We start from the raw sequence: 15,407 nt of genomic DNA, 5'->3' as shown, positions 1-15,407 counted from the left end.
TCCTTAGAACCGGTAGGTTGCACGGGCCTGGATTGTGGTCGCGTCCACATCAATTCCGGTCGAATCGAAATCGTTGAATTCGTGATACAGGATTTCGCCTCCAACGCTGACATTGGGGGCGACAATCTGTTCATACCCAGCGCCGATGAACCAACCATCGTCACTGCCAAGATTGTCCGTGCTCGCCTCGGCATAGCCCCCGATACCATATAGCAGCCCCACCGGAGTCACTTTGTATCCGGCGCGTGCTTTCAGGCGCCAAACGTCTTCGACCTCGACGCCGGGGGTCAGTTCAATGCTGGTCCAGTCATAGTCAAAGCCGCCACCGACAACCCAATCCCCCAGATCATAATCATATCCCAACACGATACCGCCAATCGCGCCATCACCGTCGACGCCCGAAACATTGGTGTCGATATCGGCATAGCCGACCTGAAGGCCGCCGTAAAAGCCCGTCCAGTTGCCCGAGGATTGCGCCGAGGCGCCTCCGGCCGCAATAGAGGCGATAAAGGCCGCAATAAAAAATCTACCTGTCATTCTGTTAACCTTTCTTTCGAATTGGTCTTCAGCAAACCTGTGCTGCTCATTTGTACGTGGTATTGCCAGGGCCCGGTCTGACGACCGGATCGCTGTCTTTTGGCTGTTTCCGTACCTGATTTCTGTGCCGCCGCTTCGGGGCACTGGCCCACGTTTTTTGGGCTCGTTCCTGCTTGAACAACTAGGGTGAAAAATGGCGGTTTCAAATGACAATCGGCGGCAGGGTGAACTGCCGCCGATCCGGTGTTTTTCTTAGGCGGATTATTGCGCCTGCAACTCGGCCGGGCTCTTGTCGGCGATATCTTTCCAGTTGGTGTCGGCGCTCTTGTTAAAGCCGGGGATGTCGCCTTCCCAGCGTTCCTGAATATCTGCGGACAGATTCAGGTACAGCTTGTTGTCGACGATTCTCCAGTAGTTCGGGTCGCCGTCAAACTTGAAGCCCATCGCGGTGCCGAATGCGCAATAGCCACCATAGGCGGGCAGGTAGGCTTCGGGGTTTTCTTCAAACGCGACTTTGTTTTCTTCCGAGGCAAAGCGGTACAAGGCTTCGTTGTGCAGCGCAGTGATGCGGTAATCGCCCTTGGTGGCTTCGCCAGCGGTGAAGTAAGCGACCGGGTCATAGCCCTGCAGCGCCAGACCGGTCGAACTTGCGTTCAGTTCGACGCCTGCAGCGAGGGTTGAGCTTGCGATGGCAACAGACAGCGCGACGCCGCCGATAAGGGATTTGATCTTGTTCATTGTTTTCACCTTTCGTGAATCGGACTGCCGGGGGATTCTGTAATTGAGTCTGGGCAACCCTGATTGTTTTGTTCCGTGCGGTCGGTAATTGGCCGCCACGACCCCGAAGTGGGCAGCGTATTGATCACGTTCAAAACAACTAAAGGTGATTGTGTGCTGGCAAACGGATCCTGTGCGTTTCCGCTCAGGATCCTTGGGTGCGCGTACCAGCAAGGATTAGGGTTCAACCCGGAACCGGCGGGGTTCCAGCCAGCCGATGACCGGCTTGCGACTTGCGGCATATCCCGCAACCGAACGTTCCAGCCGATCCGCAAGAACGGGCAACCGGCTGACAGGAACCTTCGGGAACAGATGATGTTCGCGGTGGTAGAACATCAGATAGGCCAGCCGCGCCAGCACCCCGCGCTGACTGCGCGCGGCAACGCCACTGTCATGCGTGCCCTGATGGGTTATCCAGACCGCAAACAGGGCGGCAAGGCATTGGGCTGTGCTCATCGCAGCCACGTGCAGCAGCAAGGTTTGCGATCCGCTCAGCACAGCAGTGGCGATCACGGCAAGCACCAGCCCCCAGTCGATCAGGATGCGGCGACGGGCCTTGACGTTGGCGACCCGCCAGGCCGCACGGTTGATGTCGAAGGGAAACCGGGGTCCGTATACCAAGACCTGCGCCAGGGTCATGTGCCCGCAATTCCCCTCGCAATCGCCCGGACCCATGGCGTGTTTGTGATGCAGCAGGTGGCATTGGCAGAAAGCGTGATTAGAACCCAACATAAGCGCGCTGAGCACATGCATCACCAAGGAATCCTGCCGCCGCGACAGCCCGAGATTGCCATGGATCGCTTCGTGGTTCAGGCGCAGGGCGCACAGAAAGAACAGAAAGCTGGCCATAGCACCAAGTGGCCAGAGGGCAGTACTGTAGAGCGTCAGAGACAGCAGCAGCCAGGGCAGCGGCAGCATCAGTTCCTTGATCTTGTCCCAGCGGTTCAGGGGAACCAGGTCGGCCCATTGGATGCCTTTCGGGGCGCGTTCGGGCGGGCGTTTGGGCTGGATCATGTCATGCTCCTTCTTACATCATATTCTGAGATTTCTGTATTGAGAGAATTTTGAGGGTAAAATTTTTAGGGTGACTTGTCCCCTTGTCCCTTGGGCAGCAGCCGGGCGATGCGTCCGCCAAGTTTGACGATTGCCAGTTGAACGCGGCGAGGTAGACGGTTCACATCGACATACCAGTCGTCGAACATTTGCATGGTCTCTAGCGTCTCATCAATCCGCTGGCGCACTTTGGGCGAGGTGCCGTCATTCTGAGCCTCTTGGGCAACGATACGCAGCGCGGCCAGAGTGGGCGCATATTCACGTTCGCGGCGGCCTTCGACCACAGCTTTGGTCAGGTCAAACATGTCCCGGATCGAATGAAAGTGATCGCGCCGGTCACCCAGGTTTCGGCTGGCTTTGATCAGCTTCCAGCCTTGCAGTTCCTTCAGCCCGGTCGAGACGTTCGAGCGGGCCAGCCCGAGCGTTTCACAGATCTCATCTGCAGTCATCGGTTCGGGCGAGATGTGCAATAGCGCGTGGATTTGCGCGACCGAGCGGTTCACACCCCACTTGGTACCCATTTCCCCCCAATGGAGGATAAAGTCGCGCATGGATTCAGTAAGGTGCATGATTGTATCCAGTAATTTCTGTAATGACAGAAATTACAGATAGAAATGATTCGATCAAGAACCAATTAACTCGGGCGGATATCAGGTCTTGGACCCGATCCTGGGTTCGGTGCCAGCTTTGATGCGCGAGATATTGGCGGCATGGCGCCAGTACACAAGCAATGTCAGGACGATTCCCAGAATAAACGTCGACCCGTCACTCAAAACCATGACCCAGGTTGTAGACAGGGACGCTGCTGCAAGGGCCCCAAGCGACGAAATCCGCCAGATGGCAGCGGCCACCAGCCAAGTTATGCAGCAGGCAATGCCCACGCCCCAGTCAAGCGCTAGCCAGAGGCCCAGAAAGGTCGCGACACCCTTGCCACCTTTGAAGCCCAACCAAACTGGAAAACAGTGGCCCAGAAACGCGGCCAATGCGGCGACCTGTACGGCGTCTTCCCCGGCCATGGCACGGGCGAGCAAGACGGCAGCGGCCCCTTTCCCGGCGTCAAAGATCAGAGTCAGCGCGGCGGCGGCCTTGTTGCCGGTGCGAAGTACATTGGTCGCCCCAATATTGCCCGACCCGATATCGCGCAGATTTCCCAGTCCCATCACCTTGGCGATGATCATGCCAAAGGGGATCGACCCCATCAGGTATCCAATCGCGGCCCAGAGGATCAGCTGGGTCATCGTACTGTCGATCAGGGGCATCAGGGTCTCCGGTAAACTTCTTGGCCTGCCACATAGGTTGCGGTGACCTTACCTTGCATCCTCTGGCCGTCAAATGGCGTATTCTGCGATTTGGATCTAAGCGTGAACCGGTCCAGCACAAAGGGCACATCCGGGTCGAACAGAACCAGGTCGGCCGGCGCGCCCTCAGACAGGCGACCGCTGTCCAGGCCCAGTCGTTTAGCCGGGTTCAGAGCCATCGCGCGGAACAGAGTCGGCAAGTCCAGTTGATCAGCATGGTACAGGCGCAAAGCCGCAGGCAGCAACGTCTCCAGCGCCACCGCGCCCGAGGCCGCCTCTTCAAACGGGAGGCGTTTGCTTTCTTCGTCCTGTGGCGTGTGCATGGAACTGATCGTGTCGATCAGACCTGCCCGCACCGCTTCGATGACAGCCTGCCGGTCATCTTCCGACCGCAGCGGAGGTTTGACCTTGAAGAAGGTGCGATAGTCGGCCACGTCCAGCTCATTCAGCGTCAGATGGTGGATCGAGGTTCCAGCAGTGATGTCCAGCCCGTTCCGCTTGGCCCGCTCCAGCGCGGGCAGGGCGCGGGCGGTGGTAATCTGATCGGCGTGATAGGCCGCACCGGTCATTTCCAGCAACGCAATGTCGCGGTCCAGCCCCATACGCTCGGCCATTGGGGAAACGGCGGGCAATCCGCGCAAGGCGGCGAATTTGCCGCTGGTGGCGGCGGCGCCAGCGCTCAGCCCCGGTTCCTGAGGGTGGGCGATCACCAGCGCACCACAGGATTTCGCATAGGTCAGCGCGCGGGTGAACACTTTGGTATCTGCAATGACATGATCACAGTCGGTAAAGGCGACGGCACCGGCATCCAGCAGAAATCCGATTTCGGTCATCTCGCGCCCCTCGCGCCCTTTGGTCAGGGCCGCCATGGGCAGCACGTTGACCGGGGCATCCGCCTGTGCGCGCCGGGTCGCAAATTCCAGCGTTTCCGGCGTGTCCACGGCGGGTAAGGTATCGGGGCGCGTCACGATCGTGGTCACACCCCCTGCCGCCGCCGCCAGGCCTGCGGATTTATAGCTTTCCTTGTGCCGCTCGCCCGGCTCGCAAACCTTGACGCCGAGATCGACGATGCCCGGTGCCAGGCAATGCCCGCCGCAGTCGATGACCTGCGCGTCAATCGACGGGGCCGCACCTTCGCCCTTGGCCACGATACGGCCATCAGCCACATGCACCCATCCCGGTGCGTCCGCGCCAGTTTCGGGGTCGATCAGGCGGGCGTTGGTGAAGATCAGATTGCTCATGCCATGGCCCTTTCAATAGCGGCTTTGGTAGCGGCGGGATCTGCCTGATACTTGATCAGGTGCTTGTCCCCGCCTTTTGTGACGATTTGAACAAAGCTACCCATGGTTTTAACAGCCTCGATCTGGTTCAGCGCCACTTTGCGCGGGCCAGGGCCGGTCAGAGTAGTGTCTGTCATTTCCCATGCGGCCGTCAGCTCTTCTGAGGCCAGATACCACGCACGAATGCCGATTGCAGCAAGGCCCGCTGGCGCGCCGGTCCACACATAGGGATTACCGATCAGCCAAAGGATGATCATGGCCCCTGCCATAGCCGCGGCTGCCATCCACGTGTTGGTGCGGATATAGGCCCCTCTGTCGGGCGGGAAAGTCACAGGATCAGCCATAGGGCACCTCCGATAACCAGAAGGATCAGCAGCGCCAGAACCGCAGAGCCCATGCGACGCGGTCTGTCATTTTGCGGTGCGGATTGCGGCGCCGAATACGGTTTCGCGCTTTCCGTCTCAATTCGGCCACCTGCCCAGCTTGTTGCTTCTTCGGTGTACAGGCCGATCAGGCGCAGCCTGCGGTCGGGGCGCAAAGCGGCTGCACGACCGCGAAATGCGGCGCTGCGGACCACCAGAACCCAGCCGTCAATCGCATCCAGCGCTGTGTGGTCCAGCTGATCTGCGGACACGTCGCAGCCCTCGGTCAGATAGCCATAGAGGCCAAGGTCTTCGAGATCCGAGACCGGAAAGATGTCAACCTGTTCGGGATCCAGCCCCGCTACCCCTAGAATCTGATCGACGGCTCCGGGTTCGCGCAGAAACTTGGCCTCTTCCGGGCGCATGTCGAGCGCGAACAGGCGGATAACGCCGTGTTCATGGGATGCGACGGCCAGATTGCTCATGCGGCCTCGCGCAGATTGCGGGCCAGCAGTTCCATCGCAGCCATGCGGACGGCGACACCCATCTCAACCTGCTCCTGAATGACCGAGCGGTTGATATCATCGGCTAGCGTTCCGTCAATCTCGACCCCGCGGTTCATTGGGCCGGGATGCATTACAATGGCATTGGGTTTGGCCTGCGCCAGTTTGGCGGCATCCAGCCCGTAGCGATGATAGTATTCACGTTCCGAGGGGATGAACCCGCCATCCATCCGCTCTCTCTGAAGGCGCAGCATCATCACGACATCGACGTCTTGAAGGCCTTCGTTCATATCGTCATAGATCTCGGCTCCAAACTCGGCAAATTGGCTGGGGACCAGCGTTGGCGGGCCGATCAGGCGAATGCGGTTTTCCATCTTGCCGAGCAGGATCAAGTTCGACCGCGCCACGCGGGAATGGGCGACGTCGCCGCAGATCGCGATGTTCAACCGGTGCAGGCGACCCTTGGCGCGGCGAATGGTCAACGCATCCAGCAGCGCCTGTGTCGGGTGCTCATGCCGCCCGTCGCCTGCGTTCAGTACGGCGCAATTCACCTTCTGCGCCAACAGATCAACCGCGCCGGAATGCGGGTGCCGCACCACCAGAAGGTCGGGATGCATTGCGTTCAGCGTCATCGCCGTGTCGATCAGCGTCTCACCCTTTTTGATCGAGCTGGCCTGCATTGCCATATTCATCACATCCGCACCCAGCCGCTTGCCGGCCAGTTCGAAACTGGCCTGCGTGCGGGTCGAGTTTTCAAAGAACATGTTGATTTGCGTCAGCCCCGCCAGCACATCCGAGTGCTTGTTCGGTTGCCGGTTCATCTCGACATAGGTCTCGGCCAGATCAAGAATGGCAGTAATATCGGATTGGGACAGGTGCTCGATGCCAAGAAGGTGACGATGGGCGAAACGCATGGGCGGACTCCTGTCTGACAATCGGCCCGCTTATAGAAAGCCGCGCCGCGCAAGGCAACCTTGGGATCAAGGCGTTAGGGCAGTTTCTCACACCCACCCTCGGGCAAGCACTGTTCGCCGGGTTTGCACCATTTGCCATAGCCGCAGTCGATCGCCTTAACCGGCACACATCCTTGGTGGTTCGAACATTTGAATCCAGGGCGGCATTGTGATCCGGTTTTCTCGCACAAGAACCAACCGGGCTGTGCGCATCCTCCGCCTGGCAGGCAGGATGATCCGGCCGCACAGGTCAAGCCGTCGTCACAGGTGATGGGGCTGCCGCTGGTGGCTGAATCCGGGTCGAATTCGGGGGTGTTTCGCTGGCATTCCCCGCGCGCGTTGCAAAAGCTGTCGCCGGGGCAGTCCAGACGCGTGGTGCATGCGTTGGCCCCTTTGGGTGCGCAGCGCAACCCGCCTGCCACGCAGCGCTCGAACGGCCCGCAGCTGCGGCCGCCGCCGCAATAGGTGCCGCCCAGCGGGATGCAATGATTGTCGAAACTGCATCTTTGCCCACCGGAACAGCACCGACTGCCACAGGCGAACTGCCCCGCGCGGCACTGGTCGTTACGGTCAAACAGCTGCGCCGAAACCGGCCCACTGGCCAAGGCCAGCAGCGCCCAAATTGAGAGGATTCGAAACAGGATCAGCATGATTGCCCCAATGGTCGGTGCGACCGAGCGCGCAATCAAGGCCAATTCGCTTTCCCTCGGTCAAAAGGAGGTTAGATTGAGTGTTATGGAATCGGCTTTGGACTTTCACACAGCGCGGGCTCTGCTGGACTGGCAGATTGAACTGGGCGCGACGGATGCGATCGGGGATATCCCGGTGAACCGCTATGCGTTGCCAGACACTACGCCGAAATCCAAAAAGCCCACAGCGGTACAAACGGCGCCGGAAAAGCCCAAGCCGGTCGATGCGTTGGCGATTGCCGATTCAGTCGCCAAGACTGCTGGATCGCTGGACCAGTTGCGCGCTGCGATGGATGCGTTTGATCATTGCGATTTGAAACGTGGTGCGCGCCAGTTGGTGTTTGCCGACGGGACGCCGGGTGCTCGGGTGATGATTATAGGCGAGGCTCCGGGCCGGGATGAAGATCGCGAGGGCAAGCCCTTTGTTGGCCGGGCCGGGCAGTTGCTGGACAGGATGTTGTCCGCGATTGAGCTGAACCGTGCCGAAAACGTCTATATCACCAATGTTCTGCCCTGGCGGCCCCCACAGAACCGGGATCCCAAGCCCGAAGAGATCGGCATGATGAAGCCGTTTCTGGAGCGCCACGTCGCATTGGCCAAGCCCGAGGTTCTGGTCGTGATGGGCAATATCAGCTGTCAGGCGGTGCTGGGCAAACGCGGTATAACTCGGTTGCGCGGCCAGTGGGATCAGGCTTGGGGGCTGCCGGTCATCCCGATGTTTCACCCTGCTTACTTGCTGCGGCAACCGCCAATGAAACGGCAGGCCTGGGCAGATCTGTTGGAGTTGAAGGCCCGGCTGGAGGGCAAGTGATGCGCATCCTGGCCTTTTCCGACCTGCATATGGCGCGCAGTCGGGCGGTAGAATTGGTTGCCGCCAGCGCCGAGGCGGATCTGGTGATCGGTGCTGGTGATTTCTGCAATATGCGGCAAGGGCTGGATCAGGCGATGGAGATGCTTGCGGGCATTTCGGCCCCTCTGGTCCTAACCCCCGGCAATGCCGAAAGCGTCCAAGAGCTGACAGTGGCTGTGCCCGAAGGTGTCCACGTGCTGCACGGTACCGGGATGACTGTGGACGGGGTGCGCCTGTTTGGTCTGGGATATGGTGTGCCCGTGACGCCTTTTGGCGGTTGGTCCTGCGATCTGACCGAGGCCGAGGCCGCCGAGTTGCTGGATCGGTGCGACGCTGCCGATATTCTGATTACGCATTCTCCGCCCAAAGGGCATGGCGATGTCACGTCGATGGGCGGCGCCGTCGGTTCGGTCGCGGTGCGCGACGCGATCGAGCGGGTGCAGCCGCAGCTTTCTCTGCATGGCCATATCCATGACAGCTGGGGGTATCGCGGGGCAATCGGGCGCACCCAGGTGGCCAATCTGGGGCCCAGACCAAATTGGTTTGAGCTGCATTGATGATCGAAACTGTAACCCTTCTGGCGTTTATCCCGGCTGCGCTCGCTCTGAACCTTACCCCAGGCGCTGATATGATGTTCTGCTTTGGGCAGGGCCTGCGCAAAGGCGCACGGCCCGCGCTCGCGGCCAGCGCCGGTATTTCTGCAGGGTCGATGGTGCATGTCCTGCTGGCTGGGCTTGGGTTTGGCGCGGCGGTATCCACGCTGCCCTGGCTGTTTGATGTGATCCGTTGGTTGGGGGTGGCCTATCTGCTGTATCTGGCCTGGCGTTCGATCAAAAACGGTGCTGCACCGACCGAGGCACCGGCACATAGCGGGAAACTTGCGTTTCGTGATGGGCTGCTGGTCAATCTCACCAATCCAAAGGTCATCCTGTTCGTGCTGGCCTTCATCCCGCAATTTGTGGACCCGGCCTTGGGGCCAATCTTGCCGCAGTTCCTGACCCTTGGCCTTATCATCGCGCTGGGCGGCTTTGTGGTGAACGGGATGGTCGGCATGTTTGCCGGTGGCACGGGCCGAGTCTTGGTCTCGAACCCGCGTGCGTCGCGTTTCATGGGCTGGGTGACCGGAGGGATTTTTACGGCGCTCGCCATTCGGCTTGCGATTATGGAAAGGGCCTGACGTCATATGTCACGCATCGACGAAAGCAAAGAATTCATTCCAGTTCGGATCGCCGTCCTCACTGTCTCGGATACGCGGACGCTGCCCGAGGACAGATCGGGACAGACTTTGGTGGATCGGATTCAGGCGGCGGGCCATTTGGTCGCGGACCGCAAGATCCTTCCGGATGAGCGCGCCCAGATTGCAGAACAGCTGCGCGTGTGGATCGCAGATCCTGAAATAGATGCCGTCATCTCGACCGGGGGTACCGGCCTGACAGGGCGCGACGTTACAGTCGAGGCGCATCGGGATGTCTACGAGAAGGAAATCGACGCATTCGGCACGGTTTTTACAATCCTGTCGATGCAAAAGATCGGCACCTCTGCCGTCCAGTCGCGTGCCACAGGTGGCGTCGCCGGGGGCACCTATCTGTTTGCATTGCCCGGCAGCCCCGGTGCCTGCAAGGATGCCTGGGATGGAATATTGCTAAAACAGTTCGATTATCGTCACCGGCCCTGCAATTTCGTGGAAATTATGCCCAGATTGGACGAACATCTGCGACGGAAGTAAGCTGGTTACACGTTCAAATGTGTATTACCGCTTTGTGGCTTGGCATTTTTCGGGGCAAAGCTACCTTCTGAAATGCCAGCCTGATGCGAACGGGGTGATAGTAAATGCGCTTTCTGAGGCAGAGCCTTGCCGGAGTTTTCCTGACGTCCTTGACGTTGGCACTCTTGTTTGTGGCGGTTCAGATGATCGCGGGTGCAGTGCAGGATGTTCTGACGCGCGAGGATGCCGCTCCGCAGGCGCGGGAGCGCATTTTTGCGGTTACTGTCCGGCATGCCGAAGTGGAAACCGTAACGCCTTATCTTGAAGCATTTGGCGAGGTGCAAAGCCGCCGCCGCCTGGAACTGCGTGCAGCGCTTGGTGGCCGTGTGATTTCCTTGTCCGAAGATTTCGAAGATGGCGGTGCTGTCACTGCAGGAGAGGTTCTGGTCGAGCTTGATCCGGCGGATGCACAATCGGCGCTGGACCGCGCCAAGTCGGACCTGCTGGATGCCCAGTTTGAGGAACGCGATGCCGAACGGTCGCTGCTGCTGGCGCAGGATGAGCTGAACTCGGCCGAGGCGCAGGCCGAATTGCGGGGCCGTGCCCTGCAGCGTCAAAAAGACTTGAAAAGCCGGGGAGTGGGCGCGGCGGCATCCGTGGAAGAGGCGGAACTGGCCGAGGCATCGGCACAGCAATCTGTTTTGGCCCGGAGGATCGCGCTGGCACAGGCGGAATCGCGCGTCGATCAGGCGACGACGTTGCTGGCCCGTGCCCGTATCGCGCTTGCGGCTGCCGAACGTGATTTGGAAGACATGACCATCCATGCTCGGTTTGGGGGAACATTGACCGACGTGACTTTGGTTGAGGGTCGCCTGGTGTCAGCCAACGAAAAACTGGCCGAATTGGTTGATCCCAAAGCACTTGAGGTGGCCTTTCGCGTCTCGACCGCGCAATTCGTGCGCCTGCTGGATGCTGAAGGGGATCTGATCAATTCCCCGGTCACTGTATCGCTAGAGGTTACAGGAGCAGATCTTGCGGCGCAGGGCCGCATAAGCCGCGATAGCGGCTCGGCCGGAGAAGGGCAAACCGGTCGCCTGCTTTATGCCTTGCTCGAGGATACTTCGGGATTCAAGCCCGGTGATTTCGTGACAGTCTCGGTTCAGGAACAGCCGCTTGAGAACGTGGTGCGCCTGCCGTCTTCGGTTCTGGATTCAGCAGGGACGGTTCTGATTCTGGGCAAGGATGACCGGCTTGAGGTTCTACCAGTGCAGTTGATCCGCCGTCAGGGGGATGAGGTGCTGCTACGCGGGCGGGGGTTGGAAAGTCGCGAGGTTGTCATTGGTCGAACGCCTCTGCTTGGGGCCGGTGTCCGGGTCAGGCCGCTGCGGGATGAGGCCAACGCAGGGGGCCAGACGGATATGGTCGAGCTGTCCGAGGAACAGCGTGCCCAGCTGGTGGCGCAGGTCGAAGCCAGTGATGCATTGCCTCAAGACGTCAAAGCCCGCGTGCTGGGCCAACTGGGCGAAGCCAAGGTTCCCGCGTCGTTGGTGCGCAGCATCGAAAACCGAGCCGGAGGTTAGGCGCGATGATGCGCGAAATTCCCGGCGCGGCTGGGGGGATACTCAGCTATTTCACGCGCCACAGGACGGTCGCCAACCTGCTGCTGCTAGTTATGCTGGTGTTGGGCGCGGCGGCCATCCCGAATATGCGGGCGCAGTTCTTTCCCGATGTGATCCTTGAACGGGTGGATGTCAGCGTTAGCTGGGATGGAGCTGGCCCCGAAGATGTCGATAATGGCATCGTTCAGTTGTTGGAACCGGCCCTTCTGGCCGTTGAAGGTGTGTCCAGCACCTCTTCGACCTCGCGCGAGGGCACAGCCCAGATCCGGATGGAGTTCGAGCCGAACTGGGATATGTCTCGCGCGGTCGAAGAGGTCAGAACAGCGGTCGACAGTGTCACCAACCTGCCAGACGACGCTGATGAGCCGACCATCCGACGCGGTGCCTGGCGCGATCGCGTCACGGATGTTGTCGTCACCGGCCCTGTCGATCCTGAACAGCTGGCCAAGTTCACCGATGAGCTGATCAACCGTTTGTTCGCTGTTGGCGTGACCCGCACCACGATCCGGGGCCTCGCCGCGCCGCGCGTTGTAGTCGAGGTGCCCACAGCACAGCTGATCGCCAACGACATCACCCTATCCGAGATCGCCTTAGCCATCGCTGCCGAGGTCAACGCCAATCCGGCAGGGGATGTGACAGGGGCCAATGCGCGCATTCGCACCGGCACCGAAAAGCGCAGCCCGGAAGAGATCGAGGGGATCACGCTGCGCAATTTCGCGGATGGCTCAAAACTGCTGATCGGTGATGTGGCGCAGATCCGGATCGAGGGGGTTACCCGAAACCGCAGCTATTTTGTTGGCAAGAACCCGGCAATGTCCGTCCGCGTGGACCGGTCAAATCTGGGGGACGCGATTGAAATTCAACACACGGTCGAAGATGTCGTCTCGCAGATGCAAGCCAGCCTGCCCGAGGGCGTAAAGGCCGAGCTGATCCGGACACGGGCACAAGCGATCACCGACCGGCTGGATATTCTGGTCGATAACGGGCTGGTTGGGCTGGGTCTTGTGGTCTGCCTTCTGTTTCTGTTTCTGAATGCGCGGATTGCCTTTTGGGTTGCCGCGGGTATCCCGGTGGCAATGTCGGCGGCGATTGCGTTCATGTATATTGGCGGCCTGTCGATCAACATGGTGTCGTTGTTCGGCTTGATTATCACTCTGGGTATCGTCGTGGATGACGCCATCGTTGTGGGTGAACATGCCGATTTTCGCGCGCGACGGCTGGGTGAGCCACCAATGGTGGCCGCCGAACGCGCCGCACGTCGCATGGCGATGCCGGTCTTTGCTGCGACGCTGACCACGGTTATCGCCTTTTTCGGCCTGACTGTGATTGGTGGCCGTTTCGGAGAGTTGATCCGCGACATCCCCTTCACCGTGATTGCGGTGCTGATCGCCTCGCTGATCGAATGCTTTCTGATCCTGCCCAACCATATGGCCCACGCGATTGCGCACTCTGCCAAGGAACATTGGTATGACCTGCCGAACCGTGTGGTGAACAAGGGGTTTCGCTGGGTGCGCGATACGCTGTTCCGACCGCTGATCGCCTGGGTAATCTGGGCACGCTATGTGGTGGTGTCGGCGATGATCGTCATTCTGGCCAGCCAGATTTCCCTGTTCATCCGCGGGGACGTGAACTGGCGGTTCTTCAATGCGCCCGAGCGTGGATCGGTTACAGGCAATTTTATCATGGCCGAGGGCGCAGGCCGCGCGGATACGTTGGCCATGATGCACCAACTACAGGCCTCGGTAGAGGCGCTTGGCCAACGCTATGAAGAGCGGCACGGGCGCAACCCCATTGATTACGTGCTGGCCGAGATTGGGGGATCCGCGGGCCGTGCACTTTCGGCCGCGGATGGCAAGGACACGGATTTGCTGGGCGGGATTTCGATCGAGTTGATAGATGCCGACCTGCGCCCCTATTCGAGCTTCGAGTTTGTCGGAGAGTTGCAAGAAATGGCGCCAAGCCATCCCAAACTTGAGCTGCTCAGCTTCAGGGGCTGGCGGTCTGGTCCGGGAGGAGATGCGATTGACGTGCAGCTCTACGGCGCCGATGTGAACACGCTTAAAACGGCTTCCGAGGACTTGCAGGTCGCGCTTTCGAAATACCCTGAGGTTTCAGCGCTGGAAGACAATCTGGCCTATGACAAGGAAGAATACATTTTGGATCTGACCGCGCAGGGACAGGCGCTGGGCTTTCGGATCGAGACATTGGGCCGGGTGCTGCGGGACCGTCTGAACGGGATCGAGGCCGCGACCTTCCCGGATGGCCCGCGCAGTGCCGAGATCCGGGTTGAATTGCCTGAAGGAGAACTGACCGCCGATTTCCTGGAACGCACACTGATGCGCACGCCCGATGGAGTCTATGTCCCGTTGGCCGATATCGTTTCGGTTCAGCGCAAATCCGGATTCTCGACCGTGCGGCGGGAAAACGGACTGCGGGTGATTTCGGTCTATGGCGATATCTCCGAGGATGATCCAACACGCGCGGCCGAGATCGCCCGTGCGATGAGCGAGGAAATTCTGCCCAATATCGCAGCCACACGTCAGGTCGAGTGGACCATGGCAGGTCTGAGCGAGCAGGAAGAAGAGTTTCTGTCCGAAGCCCGTACCGGTCTGATCCTGTGCCTGACGGGCATCTATCTGGTGCTGGCCTGGGTCTTTGCCAGTTGGACCCGACCATTGGTGGTGATGGCGATCATTCCGTTTGGTTTGGTCGGAACCATTTGGGGTCATTATATCTGGGAGGTCCCGCTCAGCATGTTCACGGTCGTTGGCCTGCTTGGGATGACCGGAATCATCATCAACGACTCGATTGTTCTGGTGACGACGATTGACGAGTATCAGCAGACTCGTGGGCTGATGCCCTCCATCGTCGAGGGGACATCGGACAGATTGCGGCCAGTGATGCTGACGACGCTGACCACGGTTCTGGGCCTGACACCACTGTTGTACGAAGGATCGCAGCAGGCACAGTTCCTCAAACCGACTGTGATCACGCTGGTCTATGGGTTGGCGTTTGGGATGGTACTGGTATTGCTACTCGTTCCTGCCCTGCTGGGGATCCTGAACGATCTGTCGCGGCCAATGACGGCCATGCGTCGCGCAATTCGGGCGCCGGATCGTGTGGTGCAGGGGGCGCTTGTTGTCACCGGGTTTGCCTTGATGCTCTGGTTTGCGTTGACGATGATCTGGCCTGCGGTGACCGGGTCTCCACCGGGCCTTGTTTCGGGGCTTTATGCCGGGCCAGAGGGCCCCTCAATCCTGCGGATGGGGTTTGGAGCTTTTACTGCCGGCGCCACGGTGATTCTGGTGGTGAGCATTGTTTTGTCGGGCCTGTTGTACGCCCGTCTCAAAGGACGCACCGCCTAGCCCTGACGTAGTGCGGTTTCCAACAGGTTTGTGACCCGGTCACTCATGGGCAGTGCGCCTTGTCGGATCAAGTCCAGTGGGAACCAGCGTGCATCCATTGCGTCATCCCCCGCAACCGGTTGCCCGGTCTGATACTGGCAGGCCACGCCAACCAACAGGTAATGAGACAGAACCGCGCCATGAGCGTCGCGGCGCAACAGGTCCAGATTGTCCAGATACCGCAACGGCTCGGCAATCACCGAGGTTTCTTCGCGCAGTTCCCGCTGTGCTGCCTGCAGGACGGTTTCGCCCCATTCCACATGGCCGCCGGGAAAGCCCCATAGCCCCTTATCCGGTTGCTTGCTACGCTGAACCAGAAGGACGTGCCCGTCATGAATGACGACCGCAAGCGCACCGATTTTCGGAGTTTGCATCAT

At 59.8% G+C, this 15,407-nt stretch carries 17 protein-coding genes; 6 read left to right on the top strand and 11 right to left on the bottom strand.

Annotated features, from left to right (window positions below; all coding sequences use genetic code 11):
- Positions 1–3: 3 nt before the first annotated feature.
- The 10 genes from AC2FLE_RS08845 to AC2FLE_RS08800 form a co-directional block, all read right to left on the bottom strand.
- Complete coding sequence (locus AC2FLE_RS08845) at positions 4–537, bottom strand: outer membrane protein (protein WP_271948532.1); 534 nt, start codon at positions 535–537, stop codon at positions 4–6.
- A 261-nt stretch (positions 538–798) separates the two neighbouring features.
- A complete protein-coding gene (locus tag AC2FLE_RS08840; RefSeq protein ID WP_496693544.1) occupies positions 799–1,275 on the bottom strand; it encodes a YHS domain-containing (seleno)protein in 477 nt (158 codons plus the stop codon).
- A 216-nt stretch (positions 1,276–1,491) separates the two neighbouring features.
- Entirely contained in the window at positions 1,492–2,328 is an 837-nt protein-coding gene (locus AC2FLE_RS08835; RefSeq protein WP_496696516.1) for a fatty acid desaturase, read from the bottom strand.
- Between the two features lie 65 nt (positions 2,329–2,393).
- A complete protein-coding gene (locus tag AC2FLE_RS08830; RefSeq protein WP_496676669.1) occupies positions 2,394–2,936 on the bottom strand; it encodes a GbsR/MarR family transcriptional regulator in 543 nt (180 codons plus the stop codon).
- A gap of 81 nt (positions 2,937–3,017) precedes the next feature.
- A complete protein-coding gene (plsY, locus tag AC2FLE_RS08825; RefSeq protein WP_142635346.1) occupies positions 3,018–3,626 on the bottom strand; it encodes a glycerol-3-phosphate 1-O-acyltransferase PlsY in 609 nt (202 codons plus the stop codon).
- Positions 3,626–4,906 (bottom strand): dihydroorotase, encoded by a 1,281-nt coding sequence (pyrC, locus tag AC2FLE_RS08820; RefSeq protein ID WP_496696513.1) that lies wholly within the window; start codon positions 4,904–4,906, stop codon positions 3,626–3,628. Before pyrC ends, plsY begins: the two co-directional genes overlap by 1 nt.
- Positions 4,903–5,289: a hypothetical protein gene (locus AC2FLE_RS08815; RefSeq protein WP_496696511.1), complete on the bottom strand. Its 387-nt coding sequence runs from the start codon at positions 5,287–5,289 to the stop codon at positions 4,903–4,905. Before AC2FLE_RS08815 ends, pyrC begins: the two co-directional genes overlap by 4 nt.
- A complete protein-coding gene (locus AC2FLE_RS08810; RefSeq protein WP_496696510.1) occupies positions 5,274–5,792 on the bottom strand; it encodes a hypothetical protein in 519 nt (172 codons plus the stop codon). Before AC2FLE_RS08810 ends, AC2FLE_RS08815 begins: the two co-directional genes overlap by 16 nt.
- Positions 5,789–6,724, bottom strand: coding sequence for an aspartate carbamoyltransferase catalytic subunit (locus tag AC2FLE_RS08805; RefSeq protein ID WP_496696508.1), 936 nt, complete (start codon positions 6,722–6,724; stop codon positions 5,789–5,791). The genes AC2FLE_RS08810 and AC2FLE_RS08805 overlap by 4 nt, the downstream gene beginning before the upstream one ends.
- A gap of 74 nt (positions 6,725–6,798) precedes the next feature.
- Positions 6,799–7,458, bottom strand: coding sequence for a scavenger receptor class F, member 2 (locus AC2FLE_RS08800; RefSeq protein ID WP_496693551.1), 660 nt, complete (start codon positions 7,456–7,458; stop codon positions 6,799–6,801).
- Between the two features lie 40 nt (positions 7,459–7,498).
- On the opposite strand from AC2FLE_RS08800, the gene AC2FLE_RS08795 reads away from it, so the two are divergent.
- The 6 genes from AC2FLE_RS08795 to AC2FLE_RS08770 all read left to right on the top strand — a co-directional run bounded on the left by AC2FLE_RS08795 (position 7,499) and on the right by AC2FLE_RS08770 (position 14,991).
- Positions 7,499–8,263, top strand: a complete 765-nt coding sequence (locus tag AC2FLE_RS08795) for a uracil-DNA glycosylase (RefSeq protein WP_496696597.1) — start codon at positions 7,499–7,501, stop codon at positions 8,261–8,263.
- A complete protein-coding gene (locus tag AC2FLE_RS08790) occupies positions 8,263–8,859 on the top strand; it encodes a metallophosphoesterase family protein (protein WP_496696506.1) in 597 nt (198 codons plus the stop codon). Before AC2FLE_RS08795 ends, AC2FLE_RS08790 begins: the two co-directional genes overlap by 1 nt.
- Positions 8,859–9,479, top strand: a complete 621-nt coding sequence (locus AC2FLE_RS08785; protein ID WP_496696504.1) for a LysE family translocator — start codon at positions 8,859–8,861, stop codon at positions 9,477–9,479. The genes AC2FLE_RS08790 and AC2FLE_RS08785 overlap by 1 nt, the downstream gene beginning before the upstream one ends.
- A 6-nt stretch (positions 9,480–9,485) precedes the next feature.
- Positions 9,486–10,028 carry a molybdenum cofactor biosynthesis protein B gene (gene moaB, locus AC2FLE_RS08780; protein WP_496696503.1) on the top strand — a complete coding sequence of 181 codons (543 nt, stop codon included), beginning with the start codon at positions 9,486–9,488 and terminating at the stop codon, positions 10,026–10,028.
- Positions 10,029–10,132: 104 nt separating this feature from the next.
- Entirely contained in the window at positions 10,133–11,587 is a 1,455-nt protein-coding gene (locus AC2FLE_RS08775) for an efflux RND transporter periplasmic adaptor subunit (protein ID WP_496696501.1), read from the top strand.
- 5 nt (positions 11,588–11,592) lie between these two features.
- Positions 11,593–14,991 (top strand): efflux RND transporter permease subunit, encoded by a 3,399-nt coding sequence (locus AC2FLE_RS08770; RefSeq protein WP_496696499.1) that lies wholly within the window; start codon positions 11,593–11,595, stop codon positions 14,989–14,991.
- Here AC2FLE_RS08770 and AC2FLE_RS08765 read toward each other — a convergent pair.
- Positions 14,988–15,404: an NUDIX hydrolase gene (locus tag AC2FLE_RS08765; protein ID WP_496696497.1), complete on the bottom strand. Its 417-nt coding sequence runs from the start codon at positions 15,402–15,404 to the stop codon at positions 14,988–14,990. The two genes, AC2FLE_RS08770 and AC2FLE_RS08765, sit on opposite strands and share 4 nt — an antisense overlap.
- Positions 15,405–15,407 lie beyond the last annotated feature (3 nt).

The organism is Ruegeria sp. CDSA077 (genome assembly GCF_059612265.1).
This window is presented reverse-complemented; position numbering and strand designations above follow the sequence as displayed.

What these genes read in the sequence shown, in the direction of transcription:
- AC2FLE_RS08845 (WP_271948532.1), bottom strand. Translation starts at nt 537, where the DNA reads ATGACAGGTAGATTTTTTATTGCGGCCTTTATCGCCTCTATTGCGGCC.
- AC2FLE_RS08840 (WP_496693544.1), bottom strand. Translation starts at nt 1,275, where the DNA reads ATGAACAAGATCAAATCCCTTATCGGCGGCGTCGCGCTGTCTGTTGCC.
- AC2FLE_RS08835 (WP_496696516.1), bottom strand. Translation starts at nt 2,328, where the DNA reads ATGATCCAGCCCAAACGCCCGCCCGAACGCGCCCCGAAAGGCATCCAA.
- AC2FLE_RS08830 (WP_496676669.1), bottom strand. Translation starts at nt 2,936, where the DNA reads ATGCACCTTACTGAATCCATGCGCGACTTTATCCTCCATTGGGGGGAA.
- plsY (WP_142635346.1), bottom strand. Translation starts at nt 3,626, where the DNA reads ATGCCCCTGATCGACAGTACGATGACCCAGCTGATCCTCTGGGCCGCG.
- pyrC (WP_496696513.1), bottom strand. Translation starts at nt 4,906, where the DNA reads ATGAGCAATCTGATCTTCACCAACGCCCGCCTGATCGACCCCGAAACT.
- AC2FLE_RS08815 (WP_496696511.1), bottom strand. Translation starts at nt 5,289, where the DNA reads ATGGCTGATCCTGTGACTTTCCCGCCCGACAGAGGGGCCTATATCCGC.
- AC2FLE_RS08810 (WP_496696510.1), bottom strand. Translation starts at nt 5,792, where the DNA reads ATGAGCAATCTGGCCGTCGCATCCCATGAACACGGCGTTATCCGCCTG.
- AC2FLE_RS08805 (WP_496696508.1), bottom strand. Translation starts at nt 6,724, where the DNA reads ATGCGTTTCGCCCATCGTCACCTTCTTGGCATCGAGCACCTGTCCCAA.
- AC2FLE_RS08795 (WP_496696597.1), top strand. Translation starts at nt 7,499, where the DNA reads ATGGAATCGGCTTTGGACTTTCACACAGCGCGGGCTCTGCTGGACTGG.
- AC2FLE_RS08790 (WP_496696506.1), top strand. Translation starts at nt 8,263, where the DNA reads ATGCGCATCCTGGCCTTTTCCGACCTGCATATGGCGCGCAGTCGGGCG.
- AC2FLE_RS08785 (WP_496696504.1), top strand. Translation starts at nt 8,859, where the DNA reads ATGATCGAAACTGTAACCCTTCTGGCGTTTATCCCGGCTGCGCTCGCT.
- moaB (WP_496696503.1), top strand. Translation starts at nt 9,486, where the DNA reads ATGTCACGCATCGACGAAAGCAAAGAATTCATTCCAGTTCGGATCGCC.
- AC2FLE_RS08775 (WP_496696501.1), top strand. Translation starts at nt 10,133, where the DNA reads ATGCGCTTTCTGAGGCAGAGCCTTGCCGGAGTTTTCCTGACGTCCTTG.
- AC2FLE_RS08770 (WP_496696499.1), top strand. Translation starts at nt 11,593, where the DNA reads ATGATGCGCGAAATTCCCGGCGCGGCTGGGGGGATACTCAGCTATTTC.
- AC2FLE_RS08765 (WP_496696497.1), bottom strand. Translation starts at nt 15,404, where the DNA reads ATGCAAACTCCGAAAATCGGTGCGCTTGCGGTCGTCATTCATGACGGG.